Annotated in this window: 15 protein-coding genes; all 15 read left to right on the top strand. The window is 66.3% G+C overall.

Going from position 1 to position 14873, the window contains the following annotated elements; translation table 11 throughout:
• Window positions 1–72: 72 nt before the first annotated feature.
• The 15 genes from alaS (at window position 73) to carA (ending at window position 14873) form a co-directional block, all read left to right on the top strand.
• Entirely contained in the window at window positions 73–2727 is a 2655-nt protein-coding gene (gene alaS, locus HK108_RS03860; RefSeq protein WP_181270545.1) for an alanine--tRNA ligase, read from the top strand.
• Window positions 2724–3200: a Holliday junction resolvase RuvX gene (gene ruvX / locus HK108_RS03855; RefSeq protein ID WP_172169715.1), complete on the top strand. Its 477-nt coding sequence runs from the start codon at window positions 2724–2726 to the stop codon at window positions 3198–3200. The genes alaS and ruvX overlap by 4 nt, the downstream gene beginning before the upstream one ends.
• The gene (mltG, locus tag HK108_RS03850; protein ID WP_139467342.1) at window positions 3197–4333 is read left to right on the top strand and encodes an endolytic transglycosylase MltG; all 1137 of its coding nucleotides are present in this window, start codon (window positions 3197–3199) and stop codon (window positions 4331–4333) included. Before ruvX ends, mltG begins: the two co-directional genes overlap by 4 nt.
• 3 nt (window positions 4334–4336) lie before the next feature.
• Complete coding sequence (locus HK108_RS03845; RefSeq protein WP_181270544.1) at window positions 4337–5242, top strand: shikimate dehydrogenase family protein; 906 nt, start codon at window positions 4337–4339, stop codon at window positions 5240–5242.
• A gap of 13 nt (window positions 5243–5255) precedes the next feature.
• Complete coding sequence (locus HK108_RS03840) at window positions 5256–6035, top strand: prepilin peptidase (protein ID WP_181270543.1); 780 nt, start codon at window positions 5256–5258, stop codon at window positions 6033–6035.
• A gap of 10 nt (window positions 6036–6045) precedes the next feature.
• Window positions 6046–7245, top strand: coding sequence for a chorismate synthase (gene aroC / locus HK108_RS03835; protein ID WP_181270542.1), 1200 nt, complete (start codon window positions 6046–6048; stop codon window positions 7243–7245).
• Window positions 7242–7880 carry a shikimate kinase gene (locus HK108_RS03830; RefSeq protein ID WP_139467338.1) on the top strand — a complete coding sequence of 213 codons (639 nt, stop codon included), beginning with the start codon at window positions 7242–7244 and terminating at the stop codon, window positions 7878–7880. The genes aroC and HK108_RS03830 overlap by 4 nt, the downstream gene beginning before the upstream one ends.
• Window positions 7881–8051: 171 nt before the next feature.
• Complete coding sequence (gene aroB / locus HK108_RS03825; RefSeq protein WP_181270541.1) at window positions 8052–9173, top strand: 3-dehydroquinate synthase; 1122 nt, start codon at window positions 8052–8054, stop codon at window positions 9171–9173.
• Window positions 9174–9320: 147 nt separating this feature from the next.
• Window positions 9321–9881: an elongation factor P gene (efp, locus tag HK108_RS03820; protein ID WP_101544394.1), complete on the top strand. Its 561-nt coding sequence runs from the start codon at window positions 9321–9323 to the stop codon at window positions 9879–9881.
• Window positions 9882–10292 (top strand): transcription antitermination factor NusB, encoded by a 411-nt coding sequence (gene nusB / locus HK108_RS03815; RefSeq protein ID WP_139467336.1) that lies wholly within the window; start codon window positions 9882–9884, stop codon window positions 10290–10292. It abuts the gene before it with no gap.
• Between the two features lie 110 nt (window positions 10293–10402).
• Entirely contained in the window at window positions 10403–10954 is a 552-nt protein-coding gene (pyrR, locus tag HK108_RS03810) for a bifunctional pyr operon transcriptional regulator/uracil phosphoribosyltransferase PyrR (protein ID WP_139467335.1), read from the top strand.
• Window positions 10951–11931: an aspartate carbamoyltransferase catalytic subunit gene (locus tag HK108_RS03805; RefSeq protein ID WP_139467334.1), complete on the top strand. Its 981-nt coding sequence runs from the start codon at window positions 10951–10953 to the stop codon at window positions 11929–11931. Before pyrR ends, HK108_RS03805 begins: the two co-directional genes overlap by 4 nt.
• Window positions 11924–13237 (top strand): dihydroorotase, encoded by a 1314-nt coding sequence (locus tag HK108_RS03800; RefSeq protein ID WP_139467333.1) that lies wholly within the window; start codon window positions 11924–11926, stop codon window positions 13235–13237. Before HK108_RS03805 ends, HK108_RS03800 begins: the two co-directional genes overlap by 8 nt.
• The gene (locus HK108_RS03795; protein ID WP_139467332.1) at window positions 13222–13716 is read left to right on the top strand and encodes a PH-like domain-containing protein; all 495 of its coding nucleotides are present in this window, start codon (window positions 13222–13224) and stop codon (window positions 13714–13716) included. The genes HK108_RS03800 and HK108_RS03795 overlap by 16 nt, the downstream gene beginning before the upstream one ends.
• Window positions 13713–14873 carry a glutamine-hydrolyzing carbamoyl-phosphate synthase small subunit gene (gene carA / locus HK108_RS03790; RefSeq protein WP_139467331.1) on the top strand — a complete coding sequence of 387 codons (1161 nt, stop codon included), beginning with the start codon at window positions 13713–13715 and terminating at the stop codon, window positions 14871–14873. Before HK108_RS03795 ends, carA begins: the two co-directional genes overlap by 4 nt.

Below are 14873 nucleotides of genomic sequence, written 5' to 3'. Positions count from 1 at the left end.
GTACGCACGAGTAAGTGTCGCGCCGGGCTCATCCGCCCGGCGGCGCACAGGCAATATCTGAAAGGCCTTGGATTGAAGACGGCAGAGATCAAACAACGCTGGTTGGACTACTTCGAAGCGAACGGGCACACCGTGGTCCCCTCGGCGTCGGTGATCAGCTCCGATCCGTCCATCCTGTTCAACATCGCGGGAATGGTCCAGTTCATTCCCTACCTCACCGGCCGGGAGCCGGCCCCGTTCAACCGCGCCACCAGCGTCCAGAAATGCGTGCGCACCGGAGACATCGAAGAGGTCGGCAAGACGACCCGCCACGGCACCTTCTTCCAGATGAACGGCAACTTCTCCTTCGGCGACTACTTCAAGCGCGATGCCATCAAGTTCGCCTGGGGACTGCTGACGACCCCCGTCGCCGAGGGCGGCCTCGGCTTCGACCCGGAGCTGCTGTGGGCGACAGTGCACGAGGACGATCTCGAGACCATCGACATGTGGCTCGAGGAGACCTCCGTTCCCCGTGAGCGCATCCAGCTGCGTGACAACGAGGACAACTACTGGCACACCGGCCAGCCCGGCCCCGGCGGCTACTGCTCGGAGATCTACTTCGACCGCGGCCCCGCCTACGGCGTCGACGGCGGACCCGTGGCCGACGAAGACCGCTACATCGAGATCTGGAACCTCGTGTTCATGGAGTTCGAACTCTCCGAGGTTCGCTCGAAGGTCGACTTCGACGTGGCCGGCGAGCTGCCGGCGAAGAACATCGATACCGGCATGGGACTCGAACGTGTCGCCTTCCTGCTCCAGGGCGTGGAGAACATGTACGAGATCGACGAGGTCTTCCCCGTCATCGAGGCCGCCAGCCGTCTGGCCGGCCGGACCTACGGCGAGGACGAGCACGCCGATGTGCAGCTGCGCGTCGTCGCCGACCATGTCCGTTCGGCCCTGATCATCATCGGCGACGGGGTCCGCCCCGGCAACGAAGGCCGCGGCTACATCCTCCGCCGCCTGCTTCGCCGTGCCGTGCGTGCCATGCGTCTGCTCGGAGTCAAGGAAGAAGTCCTGCCCGAGCTGCTGCCCGTCTCCATGCAGGCCATGAAGCTGTCCTACCCGGAACTCGAAACGGACTTCGACCGCATCTCCCGGGTCGCCTACGCCGAGGAGAAGGCGTTCCTGCGCACCCTCGAATCCGGCACTCAGCTGTTCGCCAATGCCGCGAAGTCACTCGACGGCGCGGACAAGACCATCAGCGGGGACATCGCCTTCGCTCTCCACGACACCCATGGGTTCCCCATCGACCTCACTCTCGAGATGGCTTCCGAAGCCGGACTGAGCGTCGACGAGGCCGGGTTCCGTGAGCTGATGAGTGAACAGCGCACCCGCGCCAAGGCCGATGCCAAGGCGAAGAAGGGCGGCGGCCACACCGACCTGTCCGCCTATTCGGCGCTGCTCGACGAAGGTGCCAGCGAATTCGTCGGCTATGACCGACTCGAGTCCGACTCCCGCGTGCGAGGAATCGTCGTCGATGGGGTCGCCGCCGAGGTGCTCACCGCCGGTCAGAGCGGCGACGTCGTCCTCGACCTGACCCCGTTCTACGCCGAATCCGGCGGTCAGCGCGCCGACGTCGGCCTCATCTCCGGCCATGGCTTCACCGCCCGGGTCAGCGACGTCCAGAATCCGGTCAAGGGACTGCCTGCCCACCGGGTCGAGGTGATCGACGGAGAGCTGCGCGTCGGTGACGAGGTGCTCGCCGCCGTCGACCACGACCACCGGTTCCAGGGCGCACAGGCCCACACCGCCACCCACCTCGTCCACGCTGCGCTGCGCGAGATCCTCGGCAGCCACGCCGTGCAGGCCGGTTCGCTCAACCAGCCCGGATACATGCGCTTCGACTATTCGTTCCCCGAAGCCCCGAGTACCCAGATGCGGGCCGAGATCGAAGAGGTCGCGAACCTCGCGGTGCGCTCGAACTACGAAGTCGGCACCGAATACATGTCCTTCGACGACGCGAAGAAGTCCGGTGCCATGGCGCTCTTCGGCGAGAAGTACCCGAACGTCGTGCGCGTCGTCGACATCGGCGGACCCTTCTCTCGCGAACTCTGCGGAGGCACCCACGTCGGTGCCTCAGCGGAGGTCGGCCCGATCTCCGTGCTCTCCGAAGCCTCCGTCGGCTCCGGAGTCCGGCGCATCGAAGCCGCTGTCGGCATGGACGCCTTCCGGTCCCTGGCCGCCGAGCGGACCATCGTGTCCTCACTCTCGGAGATGCTCAAGGTCCCCGGCACCGACGTCACCTCACGCGTGTCCGACCTGATGAGCCGGCTCAAGGACGCCGAGAAGGAGATCGCTCGCCTCAACGCCCAGCAGCTGCTGGCCTCTTCGGGCAAGTTCCTCGATGAGGCGCAGACCGTGGGCCAGACGCTGTTCGTGCAGGCCGAACTCGGCGACATCGCCAACGCCGGAGACATCCGCACACTGGTCACCGACCTGCGCAACCGGGTCGCCGACCGTCAGGCGGTGATCTTCGGCATCGGAGTCAGCAGCGGAAAGCCCGTCGTCGTCATCGCCACCACCGAGGCGGCCCGCGCCGCCGGTCTGCAGGCAGGAAAGCTCGTGTCGCTGGCCTGCGGCGAACTCGGCGGCGGAGGCGGCGGCAAACCCGACCTCGCCCAGGGCGGGGGCAACAACCCCGCGGCGATCCCGTCAGCCATCGCGGCGGTCAAGGCAGCCATCCAGTGAGTTTCCGCCGAGGTCGCCGGCTGGGTCTCGACATCGGTTCCGTGCGGATCGGTGTCGCCTCCAGCGACCCCGACGGGATTCTGGCCACCCCGCTCACCGTCGTTCGTCGAACAGACGAACCGGCGGCGCTGCGGCAGCTGCGCGACATCGTCGACGAATACGAACCCATCGAACTCCTGGTGGGGGACCCGAAGTCCCTCGACGGCGCCGCCCGGGCCGCAGCCACCTCGGCGTTGGAATTCGCCCGCCGGATCGCCGCGGCCACAGGCACACCCGTCCGTCTCGTCGACGAACGCTTCACCACCGTCGAGGCCCACCAGGCTCTAGCCGCAGCCGGGAAATCGTCACGCCAGCGACGCGAGATCGTCGATGCCCAAGCCGCCGTGATCATCCTCCAGAACGCCCTCGAGTACGAACACAACACCGGTGTCCCCGCCGGCCGTGAGATGCCCGACGAGGAGAACGACGTATGAGCCCGATCACCGAAGAGTTCTCGACCGACGAAGGACTGTCCCGCGCAGAGATCCGCGCGAAGAAACGGCGCAGAATGATGCGCCGCCGACGGACGACGACGATCGTGATCATCTGCATCCTCGTCTTCGGCGTCGGGGGCTTCTTCGGCGTGCGTGCGGCCGGTGGAGTCTTCGACGACCTGTTCGGACCGAAAGGCGACTACGAGGGGCAGGGCACGAACGAGGTCTCGATCGAGATAGCTCCCGGATCCTCGGCGCGCACCGTGGCCAACCAGCTCGTCGAAGCCGGAGTGATCATGAACTCCGAGCCCTTCCTCGACGAGATCGAACGCCGTGAGGCGACCATCCAGGCCGGGACCTGGACGATGCGGGAGAAGATGAGCTCGAAGGCCGCGGTCGAAGCGCTCATCAACCCCATCGCCCCGCCGAAGATCACAGTCGCCGAAGGCAAACAGGTCGAAGAGATCAAGGCGATCATGATCGAATCGGGGATGAACGCCGACGAGGTCGACAAAGCCATCGACGATAAGACCCCGAAGGACTACGGACTCGAGATCGACGCGCCGAGCCTCGAAGGCTATCTGTACCCGGCGACCTACGACCTCAACAAGCAGAAGACCGCCGAGGACATCGTTCAGGAGATGGTCGACAAGACCGAGACCGAACTCGACGAACTGGGAATCGAGAGCAAGGACGCCAACCGCATCCTCACGCTGGCCAGCCTCGTGGAGAAGGAATCCCCGGGAGACCCCGAGGTGCGCTCGAAGGTTGCCAGGTCCTTCCTCAACCGCATCTCCGACAAATCGCAGACCGGGGGACTGCTCCAATCGGATGCGACCGTGGCTTATATCCACGGTGCCCGCTCCGACCTGACGACGACGAAGAAGGAACGCCAGTCCGACTCGCCGTACAACACGTACAAGAAGAAGGGTCTGCCTCCCGGGCCCATCAACTCGCCGAGCAAGGGCGCCGTCGAGGCGGCGCTCGAACCCGCCGACGGTGACTGGCAGTTCTTCGTCGCGACGAACCCGGACACGGGGGAGACCAAGTTCGCAGACAATTACGAGGACCACAAGAAGAACGTCGAGATCTACCGCAAGTGGCTGCGCGAGCACAGCAAGGACGACGGATAGCCGGTGAGGATACTTGCCGCAGTGCTCGGTTCGCCGATCGCACACTCGAAGTCCCCGCTGCTCCACCGCGCCGCCTTCGCAGCGTTGAACCTGGAATCCAGCGAGTACTTCCGGTACGAACTCGGGGCCGATGAGCTCGAGGGATTCCTCGACTCCCACCCCGATCACACCGGCTTCTCGCTGACGATGCCGTTGAAGGACCGACTCGTCACACTCGCCGCCGAACGCGGGTGGAACCTCGACGAGACGGCGACACTGACGGCCGCCGGCAACACCCTTGTGCGCTACCGCGGAGAAGTGCAGGTGGCGAACACCGACGTCGAGGGCATCGTGCGTGCCATCGCCCCGCACAGGGAATCAGGACCGGCCGTGGCCGGTGGTGCGGGAGCCGGTCGCGCGACGATCCTCGGCGCCGGAGCCACGGCCGCCTCGGCGCTCGTGGCCTGCCGCGATCTCGGGATCGCACACGTGGACTTCCGCGTCCGCAGCCCGGACCGTGCCCGCCGGGTCCTCGACCTGGCCGAGCGGATCGGTCTGACCGCCTCGGTGGGCGACCTGACCTGGATCGGTCCATCGGAGATCGTCGTCTCGACCCTGCCCGCCGAGGCGGCCCCCGACCCGATCTGGGATGACTCCTTCGCTCGCGGTGCGATCGTCCTCGACGTCGCCTACGCCGCCGATTCGACCTTCCTCGCCGCGGCCGCCGCTCGCGGTCTGCGCCCCGTCGCGGGAACCGCCATGCTCGTCGAACAGGCCGTCGCCCAGTTCGAGATGTTCCTCGCCGCAGCATCGGAGGTGGACAACCTGTCGACGTCGAAGACCCTGCCGGCAGCAGACGACCTGTCCGGGCGGGTCGCGGCGGCCATGTACGCAGCACTCGAGGTTCCGTCGGTCCGGGCGCAGGACTGAACCGGCGATCGCGATGGACACCGGAGTGCTGCACGGGATGACCATCGGAGTCACGGTTCTGGCCGCTCTGGCCTGCGGTCTCATCCTCGCCGTGACCCCACGGGCCTGGCTCAACGACTCCGCGCACCTGCAGCGGTGGCAGTCATCCAGATGGGCTCGCGGCATGGGACCGATGCTGCTCGGCCCCATCATCGCCGCGGCAGTCGCTGTCGTCTTCACCCTCTTCATGCTCGCACCACTGGAGACAGGGTGGAGCGCCTATGCGCCGCTGGGCGGAACGACGTTCGCCCCGGGCCAGCCGAACTCCGCCGATCGCATCGTCTCCGCCCTGCTGCTGGGACTCGTCTCCGGCGCCACGCCATTCCTCGTCACCGCAGACCTGAGCGTCCGCAGACTGCCTGATCGGATCGTCATTCCCCTGTCTCTGGTCGCCCTGGGACTCCTGATCACGGGCTCCGTGCTCGGAGAACTGCCGATGTGGTTCGCGTCATTCTTCGCAGGACTCATCGGCCTCGTCTTCTTCACGGCAGTGCACCTGGTGGGTCGAGCGCTGCGGGCGCGGACGATGGGGCTCGGGGACGTCAAGCTCGCGTTCATCGTCTTCGCCGTGCCCGGTCTCTTCGATCCGTGGGCACCTGCGCTCGTGCTTGTCGCCATGATGCTCATCAGCGGGGCCTGGGCGCTCATCGGAGCGATCCGAGCCGGGCGGGTGCGCGGGGTGACCATCGCCTTCGGACCGGCCATGCTTTCCGGCATGTGGCTCGGGTGCCTGTTCGCCCCAATACTTTTGTAGAATCGGTGGAATGTTGAGATGGCTGACTGCAGGCGAATCCCACGGCGAAGCGCTGACTGGGATCATTGAGGGGCTTCCCGCCCATGTACCGATCACCAGGGACGATATTCGTGCGAGCCTGGCTCGCCGCCGACTCGGCTATGGCCGCGGCGCACGGATGAAGTTCGAAGCCGACGAGGTGCGTCTCCTCGGCGGTGTCCGCCACGGGCAGACCTTGGGCTCACCGGTGGCGATCGAGGTCGGCAACACCGAATGGCCGAAGTGGGAATCCGTGATGAGCCCGGATCCCGTCGACGCGTCCGAACTCGAAGGACTGGCGCGCAACGCCCCGCTGACTCGGCCGCGTCCGGGCCATGCCGATATCGTCGGCATGCAGAAGTACGGCTTCGACGAAGCCCGCCCCGTGTTGGAGCGCGCCTCGGCGCGTGAAACCGCGATGCGCGTGGCACTGGGCACGGTGGCCGCGAAGTTCCTCGGCGAATTGGGCATCACCCTCGTCTCCCACACCGTGGCCATCGGCGGCGCCGAACACGCTGCCGATGCGCTGCCTGCGCTGCCGACCGCGGCCGATGTCGAAGCCCTCGACGCAGATCCTGTCCGCTGCTTCGACGCCAACCTCTCGGCGGCGATGGTCACCGAGATCGACGCGGCGAAGAAGGCCGGGGACACCCTCGGTGGAGTCGTCGAAGTCCTCGCCTACGACCTGCCTCCGGGGCTGGGCTCCCACGTGCATTGGGACCGTCGTCTCGACTCCCGTCTGGCCGGTGCCCTCATGGGCATCCAGGCGATCAAGGGCGTCGAAGTCGGAGACGGCTTCCTCACCACGAAGCGTCCCGGCTCGCAGGCCCATGACGAACTGGAAGTCGGACCCGACGGATTCCGTCGCACGAGCAATCGTGCCGGTGGCACGGAAGGCGGAATGTCCACGGGCGGTCCGCTGCGGGTGCGGGCGGGGATGAAGCCGATCGCCACGGTGCCGCGTGCCCTGGCGACGGTCGACGTCGAAACCGGTGAGGCCGCGAAGGCGAACCATCAGCGTTCCGACGTGTGCGCGGTTCCCGCCTCGGGAGTCGTCGCCGAAGCCATGGTGGCACTGGTGCTCGCCGAAGCCGTCGTCGAGAAGTTCGGCGGAGACTCCGTTGCCGAGACGAAGCGGAACCTGGACGCCTATGTCGCGGCCATTCCGGAGAACCTCCGCATCGGACAATGAACCACACCCCGCTGCCCAAACCGGTTCCGCCCCTGGAACCGGTCCCCGCCGCGCTCTCGCGCATCGTGCTCTCCGGTCCGCCGGCGGCAGGGAAATCGACGATCGGTCGGCTGCTCGCCGATAGGCTCGGCCTGCCGCTGACGGACACGGACGCGAACATCGTCGACAAGTACGGGGTCATCTCGGAGATCTTCGTCGAACGCGGCGAAGATCACTTCCGACGCATCGAACGCGAGGTCGTGCGCAGGGCACTGCGTCGTCTGCTCGATCGTCCGGGCATCGTGTCCCTGGGCGGAGGAGCGATCCTCAACCCCGGCACCCGAGCTCAGCTGCGACATCCGGCGATCAAGGTCGTGCACATCGATATCGATGTCGACACAGTGTCCCAGCGGCTGACCGCCCCGCACCGACCGCTGCTGCGCGGTGCCGGCAGCCCGGTGGAGAACTGGCTGGCCCTGGTCAACGAACGCGAACCGCTGTACGAACAGGTCGCGACCTTCCGGGTTCAGGCCTCGAACTCACCGCCGTCGACGGTGGTCAACCGAGTCGTCGACGTCCTCACCGGCCTGCAGCGAGCCGAGGAGTACGCGAAATACGCCGACCCCGACGACGACGGATCCGGTCAGCAGCGCTGAGCACAGCCCCGGCGGTGAGACGCCTGCGACCACATCGGTCACCCGTTTCGCCGCCGGGAGCCTGTGAGGGCTAGGCTGGATCCGGCCCACGGAACAGGTGCCTCGACTCCGAGCACTCACCGGGCGGCCGAGCCTTGAGAGAAGACGATGAACGATCAGGAAGACGGACGAATGAGCCTCACACGCATCAATGTGGACGCCGGCGGGAACTACCCCGTCCTCGTCGGCCGGGGACTGCTCGGCGAACTGCCCGAGCTGCTCGGAAACCGCGTCGAGAAGGTCCTCGTCATCCACCCCCGCGCACTGCGCACCACCGGTGAGACCGTTCGCGACGACCTCGCCGCCGCCGGTCTCGAGGCCGTGGCCGCGGAGATCCCCGACGCCGAAGAGGCCAAACACGTCCAGGTCGCCGCATTCTGCTGGCAGGTCCTCGGCCAATCCGACTTCACCCGCACCGACGCGATCATCACCGTCGGCGGGGGAGCGGTGAGCGACCTCGGCGGATTCGTCGCCGCCACCTGGCTGCGCGGAATCAAGGTCATCCACATCCCCACCACCGTGCTCGGCATGGTCGACGCCTCCGTCGGCGGCAAGACCGGGATCAACACGGCCGAAGGCAAGAACCTCGTCGGCTCCTTCCACGCACCCGCCGGTGTCCTCGTCGACCTCGACACGCTCGGAACCCTGCCGGAGAACGAACTGTTCACCGGCCTCGCCGAGGTGGTCAAGACCGGATTCATCGCCGACCCCGCGATCCTCGATCTCGTATCGAACCACTCGAAGGACGAGATCGCCGATGTGCACGGCCCTGTGCTGCGCGAACTCATCGAACGTTCCATCCGGGTCAAAGCCGAAGTCGTCTCCGGAGACTTCAAGGAGTCCGGACGCCGGGAGATACTCAACTACGGCCACACCCTCGGCCATGCGATCGAGCACAAGGAGCGCTACCAGTGGCGTCACGGTGCCGCCGTATCGGTGGGCATGGTCTTCGCCGCCGAGGTGGCGTCGATGATCAAGAGCCTGCCCTATGAAGTCGTCGACCTCCACCGTGAACTGCTCGGCAAACTCGGACTGCCGGTGGGCTACCGTTCCGATGTGTGGCCGCAGCTGCTGGACACGATGAAGAGGGACAAGAAGGCCCGCGGGGCGATGCTGCGGATGGTGCTGCTCAGTGATATCGGCGAACCGAGCACCGTCGAGATCCCCGATGCCTCCATCCTCTTCACCGCCTACCAGGAGATCGGCGAGGATTCGCCGACGGTTCCCCTCGGCATCGGCCTCGGCCTCGACTGACCCCGCCCGGATGGAAGCGTCCCGCTGGGCTTGCTAGACTTGCCCAGTGGCGCGTTCGTCGACCCCGCACCTCGGGGTCCTCCGACGCGTCGTGCCGACTGCGATCACCATTCGGTGATCAGGACTGAACCGAAGAAGGACGAATTAGTGGCGACAACGAACGACCTGAAGAACGGCCTTGTGCTCAACCTCGACAACCAGCTGTGGCAGGTGCTCGAATTCCAGCACGTCAAGCCCGGAAAAGGACCGGCCTTCGTCCGCACCAAGCTGAAGAATGTCATCTCCGGCAAGATCATCGACAAGACCTTCAACGCCGGCACCAAGGTCGAGACCGCGAATGTCGACCGCCGCGATATGCAGTACCTCTACCATGACGGCACCGACTACGTGTTCATGGATGCCAAGGACTACGACCAGGTCAACATCTCCGCAGACCTCGTCGGCGACGCCGCGAATTACATGCTCGAGAACCAGGATCTGCAGATCTCCTTCCACGAGGGCACCCCGCTCTCTGTCGAGCTGCCGCCCTCGGTGGAACTGACCATCACCCACACGGAACCCGGACTCCAGGGCGACCGTTCGACCGGTGGTTCGAAGCCCGCGACCCTCGAGACCGGCTACGAGATCCAGGTGCCCCTGTTCCTCGAAGAAGGCGTGAAGGTCAAGGTCGACACCCGCAGCGGCGACTACCTCGGTCGCGTCAAGTAAGTGGCGTCCGCACGTACCCGAGCCCGTCGCCGGGCTCTCGAGCTGCTCTTCGAAGCCGGGCAGCGTCGACTGGCCATGGACGAACTCGTCACCATGCGCTCGAACGATCCCGACTACCCGATGAAGGAATACGCGGTCGAGATCGTCAAGGGCATCACCGAGAAGCAGGCGGAGATCGACGAGATCATCTCCACCTACTCAGAAGGCTGGACCCTGGATCGGATGCCGGCCGTCGACCGGTCGCTGCTGGAGATCGGGACCTGGGAGATGCTGTACAACGACGAGGTACCCGACAAAGTGGCCATCGACGAAGCAGTGTCCCTGGCCAGACAGTTCTCCACAGATGACTCTCCCGGCTTCGTCTCGGGGTTGCTCTCCCGCATCCTCGACGTCAAACCGACACTCATCTGAGGCGGCGGGTCCGCACTCCGGACCCGCCCGCCGGTGGGCACCCCACCGGGTTTACAATCGAATCGAACCACTCCTTTAACCACCGTCCAGAGAGGCGGAGAAGGGGAAATATGACACAGCGAACAGTGCTGGACGCCCCCGATATCTCGCGGGCGATCACCCGCATCGCGCACGAGATCATCGAATCCAACAAGGGCAGCGACGACCTCGTCCTCCTGGGCATTCCGCGCCGCGGAGTCCCGCTCGCCCACCGACTCGCCGAGGCGATCGCCTCCATCTCCGGCCGGCCCGAGACCGCAGGCGAACTCGCCGGCAGCCTCGACATCACCATGTACCGTGACGATCTGCGCGGCGGCTCCTACCGGGCGCCCGAACCCACCACCATCCCGAGTGCGGGAATCGATGCGAAGACCGTCGTCCTCGTCGACGATGTGCTCTTCTCCGGACGCACCATCCGCGCCGCCCTCGACGCCCTTGCCGATGTCGGTCGGCCCGCCAAGGTCCGCCTCGCCGTCCTCGTCGACCGCGGCCACCGGGACCTGCCGATCCGTGCCGACCATGTCGGCAAGAACCTTCCGACCTCTAGCAGTGAACGCGTCAACGTCTCCCTGACCGAAATCGACGGAGACGACTCCGTGAGCATCTCGGGAGGCCGCGAATGAAACATCTGCTCGACACCGCATCGCTGAGCCGAGACGACGCCATCGGCATCCTCGATATCGCCGAGGAGATGACTCTCGTCTCCGAACGTGAAGTCAAGAAGCTGCCCGTGCTGCGGGGACGCACAGTGGTCAACCTGTTCTTCGAGGACTCCACACGCACCCGACTGTCCTTCGAGGCCGCAGCCAAACGGCTCTCGGCCGATGTGCTCAACTTCTCCGCCAAGGGCTCCTCCGTGTCGAAGGGTGAGAGCCTCCAGGACACGATCCAGACGATCTCGGCGATGGGCGCCGATGCCATCGTCGTCCGCCATTCCGGAGCGGGCACCGCCCACCGCCTCGCCCATACCGGGTGGATCGACGTCCCCGTCGTCAACGCCGGCGACGGCACCCACGAACATCCCACCCAGGCGCTCCTCGACGCTTTCACCCTGCGTCGGGCACTCGCCGGAGTCCCCGCCTCGGGGCCGGTGCAAGGGGGACCCCGCGGTCAGGGACTCGACGGAGCGAAGGTTGCCATCGTCGGAGACATCCTGCACTCCCGAGTGGCTCGGTCGAACGTCCACCTGCTCGCCCGCCTCGGCGCGGACGTCCACCTCATCGCACCACCCACCCTGCTGCCCTGGGGAGTGTCGAACTGGCCGGTGACCATCCACTACGACTTCGATTCGGCGCTGAGCGCCGAGGACTTTGCAGCCGTGATGATGCTGCGCGTCCAACACGAGCGGATGCACGAATCCTTCTTCCCCAACGAACGCGAATACGCCCGCCTGTGGGGACTGAGCGCGGCTCGTCTGGCCAAACTGCCGGAGACGAGCTTCATCATGCACCCAGGGCCCATGAACCGCGGCTTCGAAATCTCCGCTGCCGCAGCGGACTCACCCCGCGCCCTCGTCCTCGACCAAGTCGAGAACGGAGTGAGCGTGCGCATGGCGGTCCTCTACCGTCTGCTGACCGGTCAGGAGGAGACCAATGACTGATTACCTCATCCGCGGTGCCGATGTGCTCGGACGCGGAGTCGCCGATATCGCGATCCAGGACGGTCGCATCGTCGACCCCGAACTGCTGAGCACAAGCGACTATGAAACAGTCGACGCCGCAGGACTCGTGGCCCTGCCGGGACTCGTCGACATGCACACCCACCTGCGCGAACCCGGCAAGGAAGACGCCGAGACCGTGCTCACCGGATCACGCTCAGCCGCCTCGGGAGGGTTCACCTGCGTTCACGCCATGGCGAACACCGCGCCCGTGGCCGACACCGCCGGCGTCGTCGAACAGGTTCACCGCCTCGGCCGCGCCGCCGGATTCACCGAAGTCGTACCCGTCGGCGCCGTGACCACCGGACTCGAGGGAAAGCAGCTCGCCGAGCTGGGAGCCATGGCGCGCTCCGGAGCTCGCGTGCGGATGTTCTCCGATGACGGAATCTGCGTCTCCGATCCGCTGCTCATGCGCCGCGCCCTCGAATACGTCAAGACCTTCGACGGGATCATCGCCCAGCACGCACAGGAACCACGCCTGACCGAAGGCGCACAGATGAACGAGGGAACGGTCTCGGCCGAACTCGGACTGCCCGGCTGGCCAGCCGTCGCCGAGGAGTCGATCATCGCCCGCGATGTGCTCCTGGCCGAACACGTCGGGTCCCGACTCCACATCTGCCACGTCTCCACGGCCGGCAGCGTCGACCTCATCCGCTGGGCCAAGGCACGGGGGATCGCCGTGACCGCCGAGGTCACACCGCACCATCTCATGCTCACCGACGAACTCGTGCGCACGTTCGACCCCGTCTACAAGGTCAACCCGCCGCTGCGCACCGACCGCGACGTGCAGGCACTCCGGGCTGCACTGGCAGACGGCACGATCGACGTCGTCGGCACCGACCACGCCCCGCACACCGCCGAACACAAGTGCAGCGAATGGACCGCAGCGGCCATGGGCATGGTCGGCATGGAATCCGCCCTGTCGATCGTCGTCGCCGCCATGGCCGACCACGACTTCGACTTCGGCGATGTGGCGCGCGTGATGTCCTCGGCTCCGGCCCGGATCACCGGAGCCTCCGGGCACGGCAGCCTCGAGCTCGGAGCGAGTGCGAACATCGTCCTCGTCGACCCGGCAGCACCGCACCGCATCGAACCCGCCGACCACGCCACAAAGGGACGCAACAACCCCTTCGCCGGCGTCGAAGTCACCGCGCAGGTCACCGACACTTTCTTCTACGGCCACCGGGTCTTGGCCGCAGGGGCACTCACCACACCCCACCCGGCAGGAGCAACATGGACACAACAATAGGCACACTCATCGTCGCGGCAGTCATCCTCCTCGTGATCGTCGCGATCGCCTGGGGATGGAGCCGACGCAAACGGGCCCAGTCAGAGGTCGTCACCCCGCCGAAGCCCCATATGGGCATCAAGGCCGTGGGCGAGCCGGTCGAAGGCTCCTATGTGTCGACGACGAAGGCCGGCCATCCGCTCGAACGCGTCGCCGTCCACGGCCTGGGCATCCGCACCACCGGGGAACTCGTCGTCACCGACGGGGGAGTGATCATGGACCTTGCCGGACGCGAGGACTTCCTCATCCCGCGCCGCGACATCGTCTCCGTGGACACCACGAACGGGATGATCGGGAAATTCGTCGAACGCGGAGGCATCATCCGCATCACCTGGCACCTGGGCGACACCCTCGTCGACACGGGCTTCCGCGCCCGCTACGCCGCATCCACCACCCCCACCGTCGACCGCATCCGCGAAATGATCGAAGAGGCACAATGAGCTTTTCCACCACCCCCGCCGTCCTCGTCCTCGAAGACGGCCGGACCTTCCACGGATCCGCCTACGGACACATCGGCGAAACCACCGGTGAAGCCGTGTTCGTCACCGCCATGTCCGGCTACCAGGAGACGCTGACAGACCCGTCCTACCACCGACAGATCATCATCCAGGCCGCTCCGCACATCGGCAACACCGGAGTCAACCGCACCGATGACGAATCCGCCCAGATCTGGGCCGCCGGCTACGTCGTCCGCGATGCCTCCCGGATCTCATCGAACTGGCGCTCCGAAGGCGACCTGGCCGACTGGCTGACCGAGTCCGGGATCGTCGGCATCTCCGACGTCGACACCCGAGCCCTGACCCGCCACCTGCGCGACAAGGGAGCCATGCGCGTGGGCATCTTCTCCGGGCCCGCCGCCGAGGCGCCCGAATCCGAACTCCTCGCCCGTGTCCAGGCGTCTCCGCAGATGGCCGGAGCCAACCTCGTCGACGAGGTCTCGATCACCGAACCCCGACTCATCCCCGCCCGCGGGGAGAAGCGCTTCAGCGTCGCCGCCGTCGACCTCGGCATCAAATCGATGACCCCCGAACGACTGAGCGAACGCGGAATCGACGTGCACCTGCTGCCGTCGACGATCAGCTTCGACGAGATCCGGGCCCTGGGCGTCGACGGAGTCTTCTTCTCGAACGGCCCCGGCGACCCCGCCACCGCAGACGACCAGGTCGAACTGCTGCGCGCCGTGCTCGACGCCCGAATCCCGTTCTTCGGCATCTGCTTCGGCAACCAGCTGCTCGGTCGGGCCCTGGGCTTCGGCACCTATAAGCTGCCCTTCGGCCACCGCGGGATCAACGTGCCCGTGATGGACCGGACCACGGAGAAGGTCGAGATCACCTCGCAGAACCACGGCTTCGCCGTCGACGCTCCGCTGACAGGCGAGACCACCGCCCCGCACAAGGCCGACTACGGCCGGGTGACCGTCTCCCATGTGTGCCTCAACGACGACGTCGTCGAGGGACTCGCCTGCCTCGACATTCCCGCCTTCTCCGTCCAATTCCACCCCGAGGCTGCGGCCGGCCCGCACGATTCGAGCTACCTGTTCGATCGCTTCGTCGACCTCATGTCCGCTTCCCAGGCCGATTCGGCTGCCCAGGCCTAA

It is taken from the genome of Brevibacterium sediminis (assembly GCF_013623905.1).
Classification (GTDB): Bacteria; Actinomycetota; Actinomycetes; order Actinomycetales; family Brevibacteriaceae; genus Brevibacterium; species Brevibacterium sediminis.
The sequence above is the reverse complement of the archived record's forward strand: the minus strand, read 5'-3'. Positions and strand labels throughout refer to the sequence as shown.